Raw genomic sequence first — 20018 nt, 5'->3', positions numbered from 1 at the left:
ACTCATCATGGTGAATCTGCAAAAAACTCTGGAATCCCTGGCAGCCAATGAAATTGCCATTCCAGAAGTACAGGTAATGATTCAAAGCCTGCTGCAAAAACGTCAGCTCAGCACCCGTGAGCTGCAGGAGGCTTTGAATCAAGCCGTACAACAAGGGCAGATTTCACCACAGCAGGCAGACCGACTTAATCTGGCCGCCCCGGATTTCCCTGACACTGATGGTGAAGAGGACGAAGAAGTCACCCAGATTGCCTATCCTGCAGCCTCCTCTATGGTTGCCGATGAAGATGAGGATGCGACCCAGATCGCTTACCCCCCTTCCGGCCTGGATACGGCCTCGGGTGCAGAAGAAGACGAAGAAGCCACGCAAATTGCCTATCCTCAAGCTTCAGCCACGTCTGATGATGACGAAGATGCCACCATTATTGCTACGCCACCGCCCGGGGCCACTCCTCCGGCAGAGGAAGAGGATGAAGATGCCACGGTTATAGCCACCCCACCCAGTGGCCACCCAGGCCAACCGGAAGAGAGCTCGGATGACGAAGATGAAGATGCTACGGTTATCGCTACGCCTGCCCAGGATGTAGACACCCAGCTGACGGTAATGGCTGAAGACCAGCCGAGCAGCACCTTCTCATCCCGAACCTCGGGGTCGATGACCAGCAGCACCTACAGCACCACCAACACCTCACAAAGATCCTGGGATCTGCCGGGGGCCTCCTCCTCCCAGCTGAAAAAACTGGGGCCGGGTTCCATCATCAAGGACCGCTTTATTCTCGATAAGGTCCTGGGTGCCGGGGGTATGGGTAAGGTGTTCCAGGCGCGTGACCTGCTCAAAGTGGAAGCCAAGGACAGCAACCCCTACGTGGCGATGAAGGTTCTGACCGAAGACTTCAAAGCCCATCCCCAGGCTTTTGTGGCCCTGCAGCGTGAAGCCAGTCGCCAACAGAAGCTAGCCCACCCCAACATTGCCACTGTTTACGATTTTGACCGTATCGGCATGACCGGCACCCAGGTTTTCATCACCATGGAACTGCTGGTGGGGAAACCCCTGGATACCTTTATCCGTAAGGTGGTGCGTCCCAAGGGTGGTCTTCCCTTCGAGGAGGCCTTCCCGCTGATCGAGCAGTTGGGTGCTGCTCTGTCCTACGCTCACCAGCGCAATATTGTGCACTCGGATTTTAAACCGGGGAACGCCTTCCTCTGTGATGACGGAACGGTAAAAACTCTTGACTTCGGTATCGCCCGAGCGGTTAACGCCGGGGCCGATGAGCAAAAAGAAAAAGAGGAAGAAGAGGGCAATCAGGATGATTTTGATGCCGGGGACCTGGGTGCTCTGACACCGGCCTATGCTTCCCTGGAAATGCTGCAGGGCAAAGACCCTTCCACTCAGGATGATCTCTATGCCCTGGCGGTTGTTGCCTATGAGCTACTCACCGGCTATCACCCTTTCAACAAGAAATCGGCACTCAAGGCCCAGGAAGCCAAGCTGGTGCCCGCGCCCATCAAGGGGCTGAAAAAGCGCCAGATGAAGGGGTTGATTCGCGGACTGGCGTTCGAAAAAGAAGATCGTACCGCGACCGTTGAGAAATTTCTGGAAGAGCTGGAAGGTAAAGCCAACTGGCACAAGAATCCCTGGGTGCTGGGCACCGCCTTCTCGGTGATTCTCGGGGTAGCCGCTTACAACCCCCTGCTAAGCTACCTGGATAAACTCCATGTCGACCGCTTGATCGAAAGGGTGGAAACCCAACAGCCCGAAAAGATTGAAGAAGTCATCACCACCCTGCCCAGCCTGGAAGTGAATGCTCGCAACCGGATTACAGATACTACGCGGGACATCCTTCAGGGCTATCTGGAAGAACTCATGGAAGCCGCAGTCAAGGTTGATGAACAGCGCTACAATTTTGACCAGGCCGAAAACGAACTGGCACGCATGGAGCAGCTCTACCCGGATTCAGCAGCAGCCATCGGTCTTAGTAATCAGCTGGAGTTGGAACGCAACCGCTACCTGCATCAACTCAACCAGCGACTCAATCTAGCTCTGGAGGCTGATAACCTGCTACCCGGAGCCGAACGCCCGGAAAGTATCAGTGAAATCCTGTCCTTGATCATTGCCGTGGACCCGGACCACCAACTATTGGAAGACCCCAGGATTCCCGATGCCTATGGTACGGCTGCCCAGGAAGCCATTAACCTGGATGCACTCCAAAGCGCACGCACCTACCTGGATGTGGGCCTTGCCCGCATGCCCGATGATATCGGGCTGATCAATACCCAGGACCGCTGGGAGCTGGCTCATCGCGAGCAGGAAAAACGCCTAAATCTGGAACATCTGCAGGAAACCTTCACCACTCAAGCGGCCGGCTTCGATTCCCTGGATGCCTATCTGGAAGCCAAGCCCACGCTCCTGCAACTGGCTCGCCTCTCCCCCGACAATCAGGCACTTTATATTCTCGGTGACCAGGTAACTCCTTTATTGATGGAAGCCGATGACCGCGAGCTACTCAAAGAACATGCTGATCTCTGGCTGGCCCTCGGTCAGGCCTATTTTCTGGTTAACCAGGGACAGGCGCCCACCAGCCAGGAGTTGACCGATCAGATCAGCGGACTGCTTGAAAATCCTGAATTCACCCAGGAATGGGAGCAGCAAATCAAACAAAGCCTGGATTGGCTGGATGTCAGTCCGGGTGTGGATAACTCAAGCCGTCAGCAGCAGAGAAACCGGATCGCAGCGGCCTATGAACAAAGAAGCCGCGAACTGGAAAGCAGTCAGCGCTACAACCTGGCCCTATCGATACTGGATCGGGCCGATGCTCTGGGATTGGTAACCCCCCAGCTGCAAACAGCAGAAAGCGAAATCCAGCAAAATTACCAGACTTTTCTTAGCGAGCGTGAAGAAGCCGCTCGCCTGGCCCGCATCGAGGGCATGAAAAATACCCTTTTGGTTGAAGCGGATGCCCGCGAAATGGATGCCGCCGAAGAAACCCTCAGCCAGCTGCGTGATTATCTGGGTGATGATGACCCCTTCCTGACCATAACCGCAGCCGATGCTCTGGCCGAAGCCTATCTGGAAGTCACCAATCGACTCGGTAATGATCGGCTTTATCATGAAGCGGTCAAAATGGCGGAACGCGGCCTCAAGGTGGCGCCCAATGATCTGCAGCTACAAAACGCACAGGAAAACTACCTGGTTGAAGGCAATATCCAGGATCTGAATCAGATTTTTGCCGAAGGCACCCACTTTGATACCCCGGCAGCAGAAACTCAGCTCAATCAGATACGCACCTTTGCTCCGGAACGCTATACCGAGCTGGAACGCCAGTACACCAACCTGCTGGTCGAAAAAATTCTTGAAGTTGCCGATACAGGTACTCGCAGACAAGCCGAAAGCCTGGCTACCCGTGCCAGCATTCTCTTCCCGGATAACAGCCGCCTGGCACGCCTGCGCGCTGACCTAGCCCCACCGCCCTGGGCTCAGGGAAGAACCGCCCGAGCGGCCCTGAGCACTGGACGTCTGACCGAGGCCCAGGGGCTTTTACAGGCATCCCAGGAACGCCTGCCCGAGCATCCTGAAGTCCTGGATTTTGCCAGAGATCTCAGAGGACGCATCCAGGAAGCAGAAGCCACCTTTGCCCGTTTTGAGACCCAACTGGAAGAAAAGAATTTCGAACAGGCCCGTAGCCTTCTGGGGGAAGCCCGCCAACTCTGGTCGGATAACAATGACTATCGGGCAGCCATAGCCCGCCTGAGCGAAGAAATGGCCGCTCAACGTTGGCAGGGGCAGATTCTCCAGCGGGATATGGATATCCGTTCCCTGCAGGCTTCGAATGAAATCACTGGCGCCGATGTGGCTGGCCAACCCTGGGAACCCCTGCAGAGCAGTCGTCCCTGTACCGAAGAGCTGGCCAGTTACGGGCGGCGTGCCCGGGCCATCTGTTTTGACATGCTCCACCAGCAGGTTCGCGGTCCTCTCTTGGTGGTGGTCCCGGGCAGGGCACAACAGCCGGGCTTTGCCATCAGTAAATACGAGATTTCCAACGAGGACTACAACAAATACTGCTTTTTGAGTGGCCAGTGCCCGGTTCAGGAAAACCAGGACCAGGATCTTCCTCGTACCGATCTTTCCCTACAGGAAATCGAGCAGTATCTTGCCTGGCTGTCTGAACGTACCGGGCAGACTTATCGGCTGCCTTCCCGAAACGAATGGCTTTATGCCGCGTCTGCCCAAGGCCAACAACCACCGCGGGATTACAACTGCCGGGTGCGCCTGGGTGGCGATATTCTCAAAGGCGATCAGTTAAACCAGGTTTCCACCGGCCATCAAAACGGCTGGGGACTACAAAACTTTATCGGCAATGTTCAGGAGTTGGCCCGCGATGATAACCGCCTGCTGGCGTTGGGTGGTGCCTATCAGGACCCCCATGCCGAATGCAGCCTGGATTTTGCGCGCGAACACTCGGGATCGGCCGATGGCGTCACCGGCTTCCGGTTGCTTCGAGAAGAAGTGCTTCCACGGCAGTTGCAGAGTGCACAAGCCGAAACCAATCAGTGAGAACAGAGACTTCAGTCATGCAAACTAATTTAAAAAACCTGTCTCGCCAATATGCCAACGGACTGCTGACCAAAACAGACTACCGTCAGGCCCGAGCTGAGCTCATCGACAAGGCGCAGGATAATGACCATACCCAACCCCAGGTCACGGTTCCCCAATCAGACTCGGATGACGAAGACTCGGATGATGAGGAACCTGCTTCACATCCGGCCAGCAACCCGGGAACGCCTGGTCCAGTTCGCCCAGCTGCTGACCAGACAACTGCCCCGCAGAAGTCTCCGAACAAAGTGGTCCTGCTCGGCGGGCTGCTAGCCCTCCTGCTGGTGGCAGTCGCTGGCTACTTTTATTGGCAAACCCGCTAGTTATTCACCTCGCCATTGCGGCGGACGTTTTTCTACAAAGGCGCAAATCCCTTCCTGGGCATCCAGGGTCTGCAGGTTTTTCGCCATCACTTCACTGGTATAGGCGTAGGCTTCACTCAGCGGCATTTCCAGCTGGCGATAGAAGGCTTCCTTACCAATTGCCAGGGTCTTGGGAGATTTACTGGCAATCAATTTCGCCAGGGCCAGAGTCGAATCTTCCAGCTCTTCTTCACCGACCACCTGATTGACCAATCCCAGTTGCTCAGCTTTTTGGGCAGAAATCATTTCCCCGGTCAGTAGCATTTCCATGGCTGCCTTGCGACTAACATTGCGGGTCAAAGCCACCATGGGGGTAGAGCAGAACAAACCGATGTTCACGCCCGGTGTCGCAAAACGGGCTTTATCTGATGCAACAGCCAGGTCACAGGAAGCCACCAACTGGCAACCCGCTGCAGTAGCCACCCCGGCCACCTGGGCAATCACCGGCTTGGGCAGGCGTACCAACTGCTGCATAACCCGACTGCACTGGTTAAACAAATCCAGCTGAGCCTGGTGATCATCAAACTGGCCTTTCACCTCTTTGAGATTATGACCCGCACAAAAAACATGACCTTCGGCAGCCAGAATCACGACTCTCACCGAGTCCAGGGCTGCCACTTCTTCCAGGCGCTTTTCCAGAGCATCCAGCATGGCAACAGAAAGGCTATTGCGGGCTTCGGGATGATTCAATTTCAACAGACCAACGCCCTGCCCCAGATCAGTCAGGCTCACCAGGTTTGCAGTTGAGTCAGACATGCTATCCTCCAGTATTATTATTCACTTGTAATATAAGGAAAGAAAAAAATGAGCACTAACCCTCAGGATATCCTGCGTGAAGCCAAAAACCTAGCCATCGTTGGTGTATCCGACAAACCCGATCGTGCCAGCTACAAGGTAGCGGCCTATCTCAAAGAGGCGGGCTACACTATTTTTCCTGTGAACCCTCGTCTGCAAGAGGTTCTGGGACTCACCTGCTACCCCAGCCTAGACGCTATTCCCGAACCCGTGGATCTGGTCGATATTTTCCGTAAGTCCGAAGATTGCCTGCCGATTGCCGAAGAAGCCGTTAGAATCGGGGCCAAGGGGATCTGGCTACAACTGGGCATCAGTAATTCCGAGTGCCGCCAGCTGGCCGAAAAAGAAGGTCTGGATTATGTGGAAGATCGCTGTACCAAGATCGAACATGGTCAACTGAACCAAAGCTGATTGCAGTAGAGCAGCAGGGGCAGGGTCAGCATCGCCGCCAGGGTCTGGGCTGTAATTATCGTGGCCATCAGGGGGGCATCCCCGCCCAGCTGCCGGGCCAGAATATAGGCACTGGTAGCTGTGGGCATGGCCGCAAAGAGCACCAGTACCGACTGGGCCTGGGTATCCAGACCCAACAGCTGACTGATCAGCATGGCCGCCAAGGGCATGACCAGCAGTTTCAGCAAAGAACTGGCCACGACCGGACGCCCCGCTCCTTCCAGGGCCTGCAGATTAAGCGCCACGCCCACCGCCAAAAGCCCCAGGGGCAGGGCCGCCCTGGCCAGTAGTTCCATGACCGGCTCACTCCAGCCCGGCAAGCCGATCCCACTGACATTCAAGAGTAACCCCAGCAAACATGCCAGGATCAACGGGTTTTTAGCCAAGGCCAGCAGGGTCGTTTTTACAGAAGAGCGTTGATCCCCGGCATAGAGCGCAAAAATCAGCACACACAGAAGATTCAACAGGGGAATCATCAGGGCCATAATAACCGCAGCCAGAGCCAGCCCCAGACTGCCCAGAAGTTCAGCAGAGGTGGCCAGGGCTACATAGGTATTAAATCTCAAGGCCCCCTGGAAAACCGAGGTGAAAGCAGCAGCATCTGCTGCAATCCAGGTTCTTAACAACCAGGTCAGTAGGAGCATCAGCAAGATGAGCAGGAGAACCGCCAGCAGCAGACGACCCACGTCCAGTCCGGTAAAATCGGCGGTAGCCAGACGAGCAATCAACATCGCCGGAAACAACAGGAAATAAACCAGGCGTTCCAGATGTGGCCAGAAGTCAGGAGAAGGAAATCGCAAGCGCTGCAGGACAACACCCAGCAATAAAACGATAAAAACCGGACCCAGCGCATGGATAAGAGCAAGCATTGCGGTAAAATCCTTCCAGTAATTATTCCAATAAAACAATGCGGCATCGAGCCACAGGCCAAGATTTCGATAAGTTTGCTAAGCTCAGGCGACCCGCAAGCTCAGGAAGCATGATGAAGCCAGACAGCCCCAGGTCCAAGCGCCACTATCCCCTCAATATTTTCATACTGGTCACCCTTTTGGCCATCCTCTTGGCCATCTGGTATGTCAGCGACTACCTGGGTAGCAGCCAAACCGGTGAAGTCGACTGGTATCAAGCCAACCCCTGTCAGCTGCCTGAAGAAACCTGCCAGGCAACGTTGGAAGACCAACACCAGTTGGTGTTTGACCTCAACAGTGACCAGCCGACACCGCTGGAACCCCTGCCCGTGCGTGTAGAACTCAAGGGTTATACGGAAGAAGAACTTCAGGAGCTAACGCTGGAGTTGGATCTGCAGGGGCGGGATATGTACATGGGCTACAACCGCACCCCGATGGAATACCAGGGTGAAGGTGTATTTACCGCGGCCCCTCTTCTAGGTATCTGCACCGATGACATCATGATCTGGCGAGCCAGCGTCCTTATCCATCCGGATTGGGGCACCAGCTACGGCAGCTATTTTGATTTTACCGTGGTTCAGAAGGACTTCCGTTAAGCAGCTGTTGCCAAAGGCTGCGCAGCGCCTGCACCTGCTCGCCTTCACGGGTATCAAATTCATCCCCACCATAACCCCACCAATCCCAACAGGTTTTGGGATTGGCCAGGGTGGCTTCTATCTGGGGGAAGACCAGCATCAGGTTGCGGGCATCGGCCTGCTGTAGATAACCACTCTGCTGAATAAAGTCAGTACCCACTTTTTCTGCAGCCTGTTCACAGCCATGTAAAACCAGTTGCAGACCACAGGCTGCCGGATCAGCTTCACAGGCGGGCGGCAAGTAATAATAGCCCTGATCCGCCAAACCTTTAACATCTTCATTGAACGGCTTTTGACTAAAGCTTTTCAGCTCGGCTTGGGGCTGGGCAGCAACGGTTTCTTGCAAAGGTGCATCCAGATAATCCAGGCTTTCACCAGCCCCGGAAAAACCACAGGCATTAACAAAAGGCGCTGCTGTCTCTGAGCAATCCACGCCCTGATCCAGGGTAGGAAAGCCGTGCCCGGCCGCTTCAACCTGAGTCAACTTCAAGCCTTCACCGACCAGCGGCTGGTAAAAATCCACCAGGGCCTGGGTGACTTCGGCTTCAATCAGTGGGTCCTGACCGGCCTGGTAGATAAACACAGGGCGTTCCTGTAACCGGCTCAAATCACCCAGCTGCTCTTCTGCAGCGGCCTCTTCAGCCAGCTCTCTCAAGGCTTCAGCATCGGGTGCCCCGCGGTTGGTTTTCATGCAGGTCAGGATGGCAGTATTCACCCCCTCACGAGCACAGCCATAGGGGCCGGCAGCAAAAATACCGATACCCTGAACTTCCTCGGGCCAGGCCAGAAAAAGCTGCTGCGCCATATAGCCTCCCGAAGACAGACCACTGACATAAAACCGCTGGTTATCCAGATCCAGAACCGGCAACTGGGGTTCCTGGCTCTCGTCACCTGCACAGGCTGCCAGCAAAACCAGAGGCAGCAACAGCACGAGTTTGATTTGATTCCTGATAGCAAGCATGGCCCTTTCCCCTGTTATAAAAATGCTTCCAAAACCCGGTTCAACCAGCGCCAGCCCAGTTCAGAACAGGCCAGTCGGTCTTGATCCTGAGTCCACAGCCCCTGGGCGCGCAAGACTTCCAGATGAGACTGCAGGTCCTCAAGTTCCAGACCGGTTCGCTGCGGGTAGAGGTTTTTTTCCACGCCCTGGCGTAAACGCAGGGCATTCATCATAAATTCGACCGGACGCTGGTCTTCACTCACTTTTTCAGTGCCCGCCAGAAAATCACGGCCTTCCAGCATTCGTGACAAGTAGGCTTGCGGCTGACGGGTCTTCCAGCGTCTTTCAATCAGCAAACCGCCCGGCTCTTCCTTACTGGTTCGGGTCAGTTTGCCGTGGGCACCGGCTCCCAGTCCCAGGTAATCTCCAAACTGCCAGTAATTGAGATTGTGCCGGGCTTCCTGGCCCGGCTGGGCAAAGGCCGAGACTTCATAGTTGTCAAAACCGGCTGCAGCCAGAAAGGCATTGCCCGCATCCTGAATCGCCACCAGATGATCTTCATCGGGTAACACCGGCGGTTTGCGGAAAAATTCGGTGTTCGGCTCCAGTGTCAGCTGATACCAGGACAGGTGCTGGGGTTTTAGTGCCAGAGCCTGTTCCAGATCAGCCAGGGCCGCATCCGGCGTTTGACCTGGCAGCCCATGCATCAGATCCAGATTAAAATTATCAAAGCCGGCATCTCTGGCTGCTTCTGCTGCGCGTATAGCTTCATCACCCTGGTGAATACGGCCCAAAGCCTTGAGTTGAGGCGTAGCGAAAGACTGCACACCGATCGAAAGGCGATTAATACCTAACTGGCGGTAAGCTTGGAAACGCCCTGTTTCCAGGGTGCCGGGATTGGCCTCCAGAGTAATTTCACAAGTAGGCGTCAATTGCAGACGCTGCTTCAGGCCCTGAAAAAAGGTGGCATAACCTTCTGGCGAAATCAGACTAGGCGTACCGCCGCCAAAAAAGATGGAAACCAGGGGGCGTCCAGCTATTTCCGGCCAAGCCCGCAATTCATGATCAAGATCAGCCAGCAGTGCCTGGATATAATCCCTTTCTGTCGCCGCATCCAAGCGGGCAGTTTCGCCCTGGCTCAGGCTGTGGGAATTGAAATCACAATAGGGACACTTGCGCACACACCAGGGCAGGTGAACATAGAGCGACAGAGGCAGAGGGGTCACTGGTTAAACCTGGCCTTGAGCGCCTGCAGCAATTCCTGGCTGGCTCTGCCGCGGTGAGAAAGACGATTCTTCTCGGCCTTATCCAGTTCTGCCGCAGTTTTACCCAGATCCGGCAACCAGAAGAGGGGATCATAGCCAAACCCGCCTTCACCTCGGGGAGCTTCCAGCACCCGCCCTTCCCAACTGGCCTGGACGATCACCGGCGTGGGATCTTCGGCATGGCGCAGAAAAGCCAGGACACACCAGTAGCGAGCGGTTCGCTTTTCTTCAGACACTCCCTTGAGGGCATCCAGCAAACGGGCATTATTGTCGGCATCACTACTGCCCGGACCGGCATAGCGCGCAGAATAGATGCCCGGAGCGCCCTTGAGGGCATCGACTTCAATGCCGGAATCATCCGCCAGGGCGGCAAAGCCGGTGGCCTCGGCAGCGTTACGTGCCTTGATCAAGGCATTTTCGACAAAAGTCAGGCCGGTTTCTTCGGCTTCCTGGACCTGATGGGTGGACTGGGGTTCCACCTGCCAACCCAGGGGAGACAGCAGGGTGGTGAATTCTTTCAGCTTGCCAGCATTACCGCTGGCCAGTATCAAACGACTCATGCCTTACTCCCCACTCAGACGGGCAACAAAATCCAGACTCTCCAGCGGTTGCCCGGCAAAGTTCACACTCAGATTAAAGCGCAGGGAATCTTCTTCACGGTAACGAAACACGGCCACATAGGAGTAACCCCGATCCTGGCCGACTTCCAGTTCGCGAAACGCCAAGCCATTGGCTTGCCCCACCAGATTGCCCACCTGCCCGGATACCCGCGCACGAACCGGTTCACTGGCGCCGGAGGCCAGCTGCTTGCGAACTGTCACCCGCACTAGGCCAAAACCACGACTACGGGTGATGCCATAACCCTGGGCGACCTGAGCATCCAGAAAGCTGGTCGGCAGGACATCATAATAGATGCGATAGTCGCCAGCTTCACGTACTCCGCGATTGCTATCAGCCCAGAGCGGCAGAGCCAAACCGGCCAAAACCACCATCAGCACCAGGGCTTGAGTTTTTCTAAGCATATCCACTCCTTTAACGACTGATTCGATAGACAGCCACTTCGCCGAAAAGATTCGGCCAGAGATTGGCTTTCCAGTTGCCTTCATAGGCCAGATTGCCTACCGCGCGATCCAGAATCTTGATGTTTTTCTGGGCACAAAGGGCCTCGAAATCCTTGAAGGTAATCAAGTGGATATTGGGGGTGTCATACCACTGGTAGGGCAGTGTCTTGGAAACCGGCAGGCGACCCCGAAAAGCCAAAAACAGGCGGCAGCGCCAGTGGGCAAAGTTGGGGAAGGTCACGATGGCCTCCCGCCCGACCCTTAGCATTTCATCCAGCGCCAGATCCTGGCGTCGCAGAACCTGCAGCGCCTGAGTCATGATAACGGTGTCATAGCTATCATCAGCAAAGTTTTTCAGGCCCCGGTTCAAATCCTGCTCAATAACATCCACGCCACGGCTGATGCAGGCAGTGATCTTTTCCGGATCGATTTCCAGGCCATAACCGCGCACCCCCTTTTCGTGCTCCAGGTAGTGCAGCAGGGTGCCATCCCCGCAGGCCAGATCCAGCACATGAGCTGAAGGCTGAATCCAGTTGGCGATAATCGCAAGTTCCTGGCGCATCAGTTCACCTCCCCGGTTACAGCTTCATCGGCAACTCTTTGCATATAGGCCGAAAAAACAGCCTGATAGCGCTCATCGGGAATCAGGAAGGCATCATGCCCGTGCGGGGATTTAATGCGCGCATAGCTGACCCTTTTTTGTGCCGCCGTCAAAGCATCCACCAGCTCTTCCGAGCGCTTGGGCGAAAAACGCCAGTCGGTGGTAAAGCTAACCACCAGAAAACGACACTGGGCCTTGCCCAAAGCCTTGACCAGATCGCCATCATAATCACTGGCCGGGTCGAAATAATCCAGGGCCTTGGTCATCAACAGATAGGTGTTGGCATCAAAGCTTTCCGAAAAGGTATCCCCCTGATAGCGCAGGTAGGATTCCACCTCAAAATCCACGTCATAGCCAAAATTAAGCTGATCCTTGCGCAGGTCGCGACCAAATTTCTGACCCATGGAATGCTCGGAGAGGTAGGTAATATGCCCCACCATCCGCGCCAGGCGTAAACCATAACGGGGAATAACACCGGCTTCCTGGTAGCGTCCCTCATGAAACTCGGGATCGGTGCGAATCGCCTGACGCGCCACCTCATTAAAACCGATATTCTGCGCGGTTAGCTTGGAGGTACTGGCGATAATCACGGCATGACGCAGCCGCTGGGGGTAGCGTAGCGACCATTCCAGCACCTGCATACCGCCCAAACTGCCTCCTACCACGGCTGCCCACTGCTTGATCCCCAAGCGATCAGCCAGCAGTGCCTGGGAGTCCACCCAGTCGGCTACGGTCAAGACTGGAAAATCCGGGCCAAAAGGCTGTCCGCTTTCCGGATTGATGGAAGAAGGCCCGGTGGAACCATGACAGCCGCCCAGGTTATTCAACGAAACCACAAAAAAGCGGTTGGTATCGATCGGCTTGCCCGGACCGATATAGCTATCCCACCAGCCCGGCTTACGATCTTCGGCTGAGTGATAACCCGCGGCATGATGATGTCCGGACAGAGCATGGCAAATCAGTACGGCATTACTGGCATCGGTATTCAGCTCGCCGTAGGTTTCCACCATCAGCTGCCAGTTGCTCAGGTGGGAGCCGCCTTCCAGAGCCAGCGGTTGATCGAATGCGAAGACTTGGGGCGTTACCAGACCTACCGAATCAGCCGGAAAATCAGCGGCGGAGGCAGTCGTACTAGTCATGGTCGGAGTATGTCCTTGCAGAGGTCAGGGCGAAGTGCCGGAATTTGGAAACCTGTAACTGAGGAAACCTAGGATTAACGACTGAGCTGCGACCCACTTGGACGTGGGAAGTGCTGCAATTCATCAGAAATGAATTCAGCCCTAAACTTCGCTCATTACCTTGATCGGAGGTCCCCAAAGTTCCTCGGGTTTTAATTGGGCAATAATCTAACATATTCCGTCTGCCAGGAGTTAATCGTCAGAGGGATTGGTTTACCTGAAAAAACTGCTCAGCTATAATAGGGGATTAACTTTTTCTTCCTTCCCTACATCCCAGATTCGCAGGTCATCTATGCTACGTATCGTTGAAGAAGCGCTTACCTTCGATGATGTTCTTTTGGTTCCTGGCTACACTGACATCCTGCCAAAAGACGTCTCCCTCAAAACTCGCCTGAGCCGCAATATTGAGCTGAACATGCCCCTGATCTCATCCGCCATGGATACGGTGACCGAGGGACGCCTGGCAATCGCCATGGCCCAGGAAGGGGGAATGGGCATTATCCACAAGAACATGACCATTGCCCAGCAGGCAGCGGAAGTTCGCAAGGTTAAAAAGCACGAAAGCGTAGTGGTCAAGGACCCGGTCACCGTGGCCCCTGCCACCAAGATCCACGAACTGCTGGAAATGGCTCGGGATTATGGTTTCTCCGGCTTCCCCGTAGTGGATGAAGGCAAGCTGGTCGGCATCGTAACCGGACGCGACCTGCGTGTTAAGCCTCATGCTGGTGACACGGTTGAAGCCATCATGACACCCCAGGACAAGCTGGTCACTGCACTGGAAAACACCCCGCTTGAAGACATCAAGGCACGCCTTTACGAGCACCGCATCGAGAAGATGCTACTGGTCGATAACGACTTTCATCTGCGCGGTCTGGTTACCTTCCGGGATGTGGAAAAAGCCAAGACCTACCCCATGGCGGCAAAAGATGAAAACGGCAGCCTGAGAGTCGGTGCTGCTGTCGGCACCGGACCCGAGACCCCCGAGCGCGTCAAGGCACTGGTTGAAGCCGGTGTCGATGTCATCGTTGTGGATACCGCTCACGGCCATTCCATTGGCGTCATCAACCGCGTGGCCTGGATCAAGGAGAACTTCCCCCAGGTTGACGTAATCGGCGGCAATATTGCCACAGCCGAAGCGGCCGTTGCCCTGGTGGAAGCCGGTGCTGATGCGGTCAAGGTCGGTATCGGTCCCGGTTCCATTTGTACCACCCGCATCGTGGCCGGTGTTGGTGTACCCCAGATTTCTGCCGTTGCCAATGTCGCCGACGCTCTTAAACCCTATAACATCCCCTTGATTGCCGATGGCGGCGTACGCTTCTCCGGCGATCTGGCCAAGGCGATTGTGGCCGGTGCTCACGTGGTGATGGTGGGCGGCCTGCTGGCCGGTACCGAAGAAGCCCCCGGTGAAGTTGAACTCTACCAGGGCCGGACCTACAAGGCTTACCGTGGCATGGGCTCCATCGGTGCCATGGGTCAGTCCGAAGGCTCTTCCGACCGCTACTTTCAGGATAAGGATGCGGGCGTCGAGAAACTGGTTCCCGAAGGTATTGAAGGCCGGGTTCCCTACAAGGGTGCCATGAGTGCCATCGTGCATCAGCTGATGGGCGGTCTGCGCGCCTCCATGGGCTACACCGGCTGTGCTGATATCGAAACCATGCGCACCAAGCCCAGTTTCTCCAAGATTTCCAATGCCGGCATGCGTGAATCCCATGTTCACGATGTTCAGATCACCAAGGAAGCACCCAACTACCGGGTCAGCTAACAGGACAACGCATGCAAGACATTCACGCTTACAAAATCCTGATTCTGGACTTCGGCTCCCAGTACACTCAGCTGATAGCCCGCCGGGTTCGCGAAATCGGCGTCTATTGTGAAATCCGTCCCTTTGACCTGGGCGATGAAGCCGTTCGCGAATTCAACCCCCAGGGCATTATCCTGGCAGGCGGCCCGGAATCCGTTCCCGAAGCCGGTTCCCCCAGAGCACCGGAAAGTGTTTTCAATCTGGGTGTTCCCGTACTCGGCATCTGCTATGGCATGCAAACCATGGCTGCTCAGCTAGGCGGTTCGGTCCAGGGCTCCAAGGTTCATGAATTCGGTTACGCCCAGATTCAACTGGAAGCAGAAAGCGGCCTCTTCAAGGGCATCAAGGATCACGTCGCCGACAATGGCCAGGCCCTGCTGGATGTGTGGATGAGCCACGGCGACAAGGTTGACTCCCTGCCGCCCGAATTTGTCATCACTGCCTCCACACCCAGCTGCCCCATTGCCGCCATGGCCTGGGAAGACAAGAAATTCTACGGTGTTCAGTTCCACCCGGAAGTCACCCACACCCTGCAAGGCAAACGGATTCTGGAACACTTCCTGCTCAACATCTGCCAGTGCAAAGCGCTCTGGACCCCGGCCCAGATTATTGAAGACCAGGTTGCCCGGGTTCGTGAACAGGTAGGCGATCGCAAGGTGTTGCTGGGATTGTCCGGCGGCGTGGATTCTTCAGTAGTCGCTGCCCTGCTGCATCAGGCCATCGGCGACCAGCTCACCTGCGTATTTGTCGATAACGGTCTTTTACGCAAGGATGAAGGCGAGCAGGTCATGGAGATGTTTGCCCGCAATATGGGGGTGAAGGTCATCCGGGCTGATGCCGAGAAACTCTTCCTCGACCGTCTGGAAGGTGTGGATGATCCCGAAGCCAAGCGCAAGATCATCGGCAACACCTTTATCGATGTCTTTGATGCAGAAGCCAGCAAACTCAAGGATGTGGATTTCCTTGCCCAGGGAACCATCTACCCTGATGTCATCGAATCCGCCGCCTCCAAGACCGGCAAGGCTCATGTGATCAAGTCGCACCACAACGTCGGTGGTCTGCCTGACACCATGCGCATGGAGCTGGTTGAACCCCTGCGCGAACTCTTCAAGGACGAGGTCAGGAAAATCGGCCTGGAACTGGGCCTGCCCTATGACATGGTCTATCGCCATCCTTTCCCCGGCCCCGGCCTGGGCGTGCGCATCCTGGGTCAGGTCAAGAAGGAATATGCCGACATCCTGCGTGAAGCCGATGCCATCTTTATTCACGAACTGCGTGAAGCTGGCTGGTACGACAAGACCAGTCAGGCCTTTGCCATCTTCCTGCCGGTCAAGTCCGTCGGCGTGGTAGGTGATGGCCGCCGTTACGAGTGGGTCATTGCGCTAAGAGCCGTGGAAACCATCGACTTCATGACGGCGCGCTGGGCGCATCTGCCCTATGAGCTGCTGGAGAAGGTTTCCAACCGCATCATCAATGAACTGCCCGGTGTTTCCCGCGTCACCTACGATGTTTCCTCCAAGCCACCGGCTACCATTGAGTGGGAATAAGGTGAAAAGCCTCTGGAGCTGTCTGCTGGCAGGCTGGTTAGTAGTATTTTCCGGCCTTGCTGTCAGCAGCTCCGGCGAGGATTTTGTCGACCCGCTGCAGCACCGCATCACACTGATCAAATCTCGCCTGATGATGACTCGCGAGCACCAGGCCATCTTTCCAGACCAAGCCATTAATCAAAGCTCTGCCGTTGCAGCAACCCGCCTGATTGATGCCATGCAGTTTTCCCTCTGCCCTCTGGATGATGCCCGCGAACAGATTCGTCTGCACCGCATAGAGACCTTTGGTATCTTCCTGCGCCTGATTGCCATGAGCGAAGAGGTCAGCCTGGATATCCCCGAGCAGCTTCCCGGCAACCAAACCGCCGGACTCCTCCTTCTGCGTGCCTGTCAGCAGGGCCGCCACGAGCGTCTCCTGGAAGCAGCCTTGGAGCTGGTGGATGCCAAGAAAACCTGAATACTACATGCACCGGGCGCTGGAACTGGCCCAGGAAGCAGCCCGCCTGGGTGAAGTTCCCGTGGGTGCTGTAGTTGTGGATAGGGAAGGCAAGATCATCGGCCGGGGCTTTAATGCCTGCATCAGTGAACAGGATGCTTCAGCTCATGCTGAAGTTCAGGCTATCCGCGCTGCGGGTAAAACAGTCGGCAACTACCGACTCAACGGCTGCAGCCTCTATGTCACCCTGGAACCCTGCACCCAGTGCATCGGCACTCTCATCCATGCCCGCATAGACAAACTCTACTACGGTGCCAAGGAGCCACGCACAGGAGCAGTTGCTTCCGTCTGCAATCTGCCCGCCCAACCCTGGTTCAATCATCGCCTGGAAGTGGAAGGCGGCCTGCTCAAATCAGCCTGCAAAAAGCTACTGGATGATTTTTTTCAGGCTAGAAGGAAGAATCAGGATACCGACACCTGATCATAGGGCTCTTCGTTTTCACTGATGGCAAATTCCTTGGTGGCCTTGACCTGTCGAAAGGATGAACCCTGTAAGTCCGTTTCACCAATAATGCAGTTACGTCCGCATTCCTTGGCAGCATAGAGAGCCCGGTCCGCGCGCACCATTAACTGCTCTACACCTTCTTCCGGCTGATAGCTGGCAATGCCGACGGAAGCCGTCAAACGCAGGCTGGGGTGATCATCACCAACGTCCACCACCAGCTTCTCGATATCTGCCCTCAAGCGCTCAGCAATTCTCAGAGCTTCCTGTTCGGCGGTCTGGGAAAGAACCACGACAAATTCTTCCCCACCAATCCGGGCCACATAGTCCACCTCACGCAGGCTATTGCGGATTTCCGCGGCCACTTCGACCAGGACCTGGTCGCCGACACCATGACCATAGTTATCATTAATCTGCTTGAAGAAATCCAGATCCACAAAACCAATGGAAAAATGATAGCCACCCCGGTCACTCAAGCCTTTCTGGCGACGCAGAATACGCATCAGATGGCGGCGGTTATAGAGCCCGGTCAGCTCGTCGGTGACAGCCAGCTCCTCGATACGCTGCATGGCCTGAGCCAGGTGCTCATTGCGCTTTTTTAGCGCCAAACGCAGGCCTCCAATCTCAGCCCCAAGCAGGCTGGTACCAATGACTGCCAGAAAGAACACCAGGCCTGTCAGGATCTCTCTGGACCAGTGGACTTCCAGAGGACTGAACAACACCTGGGCCATGACCGAAAGTGAGTAGGCTGCAAAAAGAATCATTGATAGAAGTGGCAGGCGGTTCGGTTGGAAGCGAAACACCGAAAACAGCATGATCAGAAGCAGGTTGATCACCAGTAGACTCCGAATCTCGGGAGCGGCATACATGGCATAGCTGCCAATAGCCAAATGCCAGCCAATCTGCAGGCTGGTCAGACTGGGATCAGAAAAGTTCAGGTTGCGGGAAGAATGGATCAACCAGGGAAAGAGGCAGTGACCCAGACCCGTGGCGAGTAAAAAACCGGCAATTTCGCCCGCCGTCCAGTACACATAACCAAGATACCAAGCCACAAGCAGTACCAAGCTAGTAGCTGCGCCAGCGCCGCTGGCCATTAGAGAGCGGCGGAGACGTAACTTCTGAGCCACTTGTTGCGAGTCCGCTTGCGATGCCTGAGATTCCATCTCCTTGATCACCTCTTGATACCGGTATGCCTCCAGACCTCTAGCAAAGCCAGTCCGTTCTTGTCATTAACGAGGAGTAACAAAAATTCAATCTAAGAGGTTACTCAAGTAAAAGCAAACCCTTTTAACCAAACACCCACAGACTCCACACAAGTACACAGACAAATCAGCGCTTATCATGCAATATCGGGGCATATATCATATTTTTTACATTTGGTGACCTGACACGGAAATATATGGCAACAAAAAGGAACTTAACCCCCAGCCAGCTATCTCAAGCAATGCAAGGGAGAGAATGCAGAGAGCCTTGGCCCCGGGCTAGAATCCGGGGCCTTTTTCATAATTGCCTCTCCAGCGGAGAAATCTGATCTTGAAAGCAACCGCCCCCATGACGTTTGCCCAACAACTACTGAACTGGTTTGAAAAACACGGCCGCAAAAGCCTGCCCTGGCAGCAGAATCCCACCCCCTACCGGGTCTGGGTATCAGAAATCATGCTGCAACAAACCCAGGTAACGACGGTTAAGGATTACTACCAGCGTTTTATGCAGCGTTTTCCCGAACTGGAAAATCTGGCTGAAGCACCCGAAGATGAAGTCCTGGGGCTCTGGGCGGGGCTGGGTTACTACACCCGCGCACGCAATCTGCACGCCTGTGCCCGCTGCGTTGCCAGCGAATTTGACGGTCAGTTTCCCACCCAGGACCCGGAAGCCATGCGCAGCCTGCCTGGCATTGGCCCCTCCACGGCTCACGCTATCATCGCCCTCAGCAGCAACCAGCGCGCGGTGATTCTGGATGGCAACGTCAAAAGAGTTCTGGCCCGTTACTTTGCCGTTCAAGGCTGGCCGGGCAAGAGCGCCATCAACCGCCAGCTCTGGCAATATGCTGATGAGGTCACACCACCGAACCGGGCTGCCGACTATACCCAGGCCATTATGGATTTGGGAGCCACCCTCTGCACACCGCGCAACCCGCAATGTAACCGCTGCCCGGTCGCAGAAGGCTGCCTGGCACTCAGTCTTGATTTAACCGATCAACTGCCCACCCCCAAACCCAAAAAACAGCTGCCGCAAAAAGAACGGCATTTTTTGCTGCTGCATAATCAGGATCGGGAAGTACTGCTCTACAAACGCCCTTCAGAAGGCCTCTGGGGCGGTCTCTGGAGCCTTCCCGAATTCCCCGATTCCCAGGCATTGAAAAACTGGTTGCAGGCCGCCTGCCCCCCTGCCAGGCTGATTCAAGACCCTTTGCCTGGGCTACGTCATAGTTTCAGTCATTACCATCTGCAGCTGATACCCTGGGTGGCTTATCTCGACCAGGCACCACAAATACACGAAGAGGCCGCAACCTATACCCCTTCCCTGGCCACAACTGCTACCCTCTGGTACAACCCTGAACAAAATCCCGATCTGGGTCTTGCCACCCCGATCAAACGACTTTTACAAGGATTCCAACAATGAGCACGACTGTTTTCTGCCGTAAATACCAAAAAGAACTGCCTGCTCTGGCCCAACCCCCCATGCCGGGTCCCAAGGGTGAAGAGTTGATGAAAAGTGTTTCCCGGGATGCCTGGCAAGCCTGGCTGGAACATCAAACCCGCCTGATCAATGAAAAACATCTGAAAGTCTTTGAGCCGGAAACCCGCCAATATTTGCTCGAACAGATGGAGAAATTCCTCGATAACCAGGAAACCGATCAGGCTGAAGGCTATGTGCCACCTGAAAACACCTAAGCAACTGAACAAAAAATAAAAACTTTTTAAAAAAGCGCTTGACGAAAGCCTT

Annotated in this window: 19 protein-coding genes; 10 read left to right on the top strand and 9 right to left on the bottom strand. The window is 55.3% G+C overall.

The annotated features are described in order from the left end of the window. Positions 1-7: 7 nt before the first annotated feature. Both DFK18_RS04550 and DFK18_RS04545 read left to right on the top strand, forming a co-directional pair. A complete protein-coding gene (locus tag DFK18_RS04550) occupies positions 8-4552 on the top strand; it encodes a bifunctional serine/threonine-protein kinase/formylglycine-generating enzyme family protein (RefSeq protein ID WP_114417025.1) in 4545 nt (1514 codons plus the stop codon). A gap of 17 nt (positions 4553-4569) precedes the next feature. Continuing rightward, positions 4570-4914, top strand: coding sequence for a hypothetical protein (locus DFK18_RS04545; protein ID WP_114417024.1), 345 nt, complete (start codon positions 4570-4572; stop codon positions 4912-4914). Here DFK18_RS04545 and DFK18_RS04540 read toward each other — a convergent pair whose 3' ends face one another. Continuing rightward, positions 4915-5709 (bottom strand): enoyl-CoA hydratase, encoded by a 795-nt coding sequence (locus DFK18_RS04540; protein ID WP_114417023.1) that lies wholly within the window; start codon positions 5707-5709, stop codon positions 4915-4917. Between the two features lie 48 nt (positions 5710-5757). Here DFK18_RS04540 and DFK18_RS04535 point away from each other — a divergent pair, with 48 nt between their 5' ends. Beyond that, complete coding sequence (locus DFK18_RS04535; RefSeq protein ID WP_114417022.1) at positions 5758-6159, top strand: CoA-binding protein; 402 nt, start codon at positions 5758-5760, stop codon at positions 6157-6159. Here DFK18_RS04535 and DFK18_RS04530 read toward each other — a convergent pair. Continuing rightward, entirely contained in the window at positions 6141-7067 is a 927-nt protein-coding gene (locus DFK18_RS04530) for an AEC family transporter (RefSeq protein ID WP_114417021.1), read from the bottom strand. The two genes, DFK18_RS04535 and DFK18_RS04530, sit on opposite strands and share 19 nt — an antisense overlap. Positions 7068-7180: 113 nt before the next feature. Between DFK18_RS04530 and DFK18_RS04525 the strand changes: the two genes are divergently transcribed. Beyond that, positions 7181-7702, top strand: coding sequence for a hypothetical protein (locus tag DFK18_RS04525; RefSeq protein WP_114417020.1), 522 nt, complete (start codon positions 7181-7183; stop codon positions 7700-7702). On the opposite strand, the gene DFK18_RS04520 is transcribed toward DFK18_RS04525, so the two are convergent. From DFK18_RS04520 to metX, 6 genes are read right to left on the bottom strand one after another with little or no spacing between them, the layout of a single operon-like run. Further along, a complete protein-coding gene (locus tag DFK18_RS04520) occupies positions 7674-8702 on the bottom strand; it encodes an extracellular catalytic domain type 2 short-chain-length polyhydroxyalkanoate depolymerase (RefSeq protein ID WP_114417019.1) in 1029 nt (342 codons plus the stop codon). The genes DFK18_RS04525 and DFK18_RS04520 overlap by 29 nt on opposite strands. A gap of 14 nt (positions 8703-8716) precedes the next feature. After that, complete coding sequence (gene hemW / locus DFK18_RS04515) at positions 8717-9907, bottom strand: radical SAM family heme chaperone HemW (RefSeq protein ID WP_245944330.1); 1191 nt, start codon at positions 9905-9907, stop codon at positions 8717-8719. Further along, a complete protein-coding gene (rdgB, locus tag DFK18_RS04510; RefSeq protein ID WP_114417018.1) occupies positions 9904-10506 on the bottom strand; it encodes an RdgB/HAM1 family non-canonical purine NTP pyrophosphatase in 603 nt (200 codons plus the stop codon). The genes hemW and rdgB overlap by 4 nt, the downstream gene beginning before the upstream one ends. Positions 10507-10509: 3 nt before the next feature. Beyond that, a complete protein-coding gene (locus DFK18_RS04505; RefSeq protein WP_162299683.1) occupies positions 10510-10968 on the bottom strand; it encodes a DUF4426 domain-containing protein in 459 nt (152 codons plus the stop codon). A 10-nt stretch (positions 10969-10978) separates the two neighbouring features. Further along, positions 10979-11569, bottom strand: coding sequence for a methionine biosynthesis protein MetW (metW, locus tag DFK18_RS04500; RefSeq protein ID WP_114417016.1), 591 nt, complete (start codon positions 11567-11569; stop codon positions 10979-10981). Beyond that, a complete protein-coding gene (metX, locus tag DFK18_RS04495; protein WP_114417015.1) occupies positions 11569-12747 on the bottom strand; it encodes a homoserine O-succinyltransferase MetX in 1179 nt (392 codons plus the stop codon). Before metX ends, metW begins: the two co-directional genes overlap by 1 nt. A 331-nt stretch (positions 12748-13078) precedes the next feature. On the opposite strand from metX, the gene guaB reads away from it, so the two are divergent. Genes guaB through tadA form a run of 4 tightly spaced genes read left to right on the top strand, consistent with a single transcriptional unit; the run spans position 13079 to position 17051 of the window. Continuing rightward, positions 13079-14548 (top strand): IMP dehydrogenase, encoded by a 1470-nt coding sequence (guaB, locus tag DFK18_RS04490; RefSeq protein WP_114417014.1) that lies wholly within the window; start codon positions 13079-13081, stop codon positions 14546-14548. 11 nt (positions 14549-14559) lie between these two features. After that, positions 14560-16134: a glutamine-hydrolyzing GMP synthase gene (guaA, locus tag DFK18_RS04485; protein WP_114417013.1), complete on the top strand. Its 1575-nt coding sequence runs from the start codon at positions 14560-14562 to the stop codon at positions 16132-16134. 1 nt (position 16135) lies between these two features. Beyond that, a complete protein-coding gene (locus tag DFK18_RS04480) occupies positions 16136-16591 on the top strand; it encodes a hypothetical protein (protein ID WP_114417012.1) in 456 nt (151 codons plus the stop codon). Next, complete coding sequence (tadA, locus tag DFK18_RS04475) at positions 16575-17051, top strand: tRNA adenosine(34) deaminase TadA (protein ID WP_245944329.1); 477 nt, start codon at positions 16575-16577, stop codon at positions 17049-17051. The genes DFK18_RS04480 and tadA overlap by 17 nt, the downstream gene beginning before the upstream one ends. On the opposite strand, the gene DFK18_RS04470 is transcribed toward tadA, so the two are convergent. Further along, entirely contained in the window at positions 17033-18124 is a 1092-nt protein-coding gene (locus DFK18_RS04470) for a GGDEF domain-containing protein (protein WP_162299682.1), read from the bottom strand. The genes tadA and DFK18_RS04470 overlap by 19 nt on opposite strands. A 481-nt stretch (positions 18125-18605) precedes the next feature. Here DFK18_RS04470 and mutY point away from each other — a divergent pair, with 481 nt between their 5' ends. Beyond that, a complete protein-coding gene (gene mutY, locus DFK18_RS04465) occupies positions 18606-19694 on the top strand; it encodes an A/G-specific adenine glycosylase (RefSeq protein WP_245944328.1) in 1089 nt (362 codons plus the stop codon). Next, complete coding sequence (locus DFK18_RS04460) at positions 19691-19966, top strand: oxidative damage protection protein (protein ID WP_114417008.1); 276 nt, start codon at positions 19691-19693, stop codon at positions 19964-19966. The genes mutY and DFK18_RS04460 overlap by 4 nt, the downstream gene beginning before the upstream one ends. The last annotated feature ends 52 nt before the right edge of the window (positions 19967-20018 follow it).

Source organism: Marinospirillum perlucidum (genome assembly GCF_003336805.1).
GTDB lineage: Bacteria > Pseudomonadota > Gammaproteobacteria > Pseudomonadales > Halomonadaceae > Marinospirillum > Marinospirillum perlucidum.
This window is presented reverse-complemented; position numbering and strand designations above follow the sequence as displayed.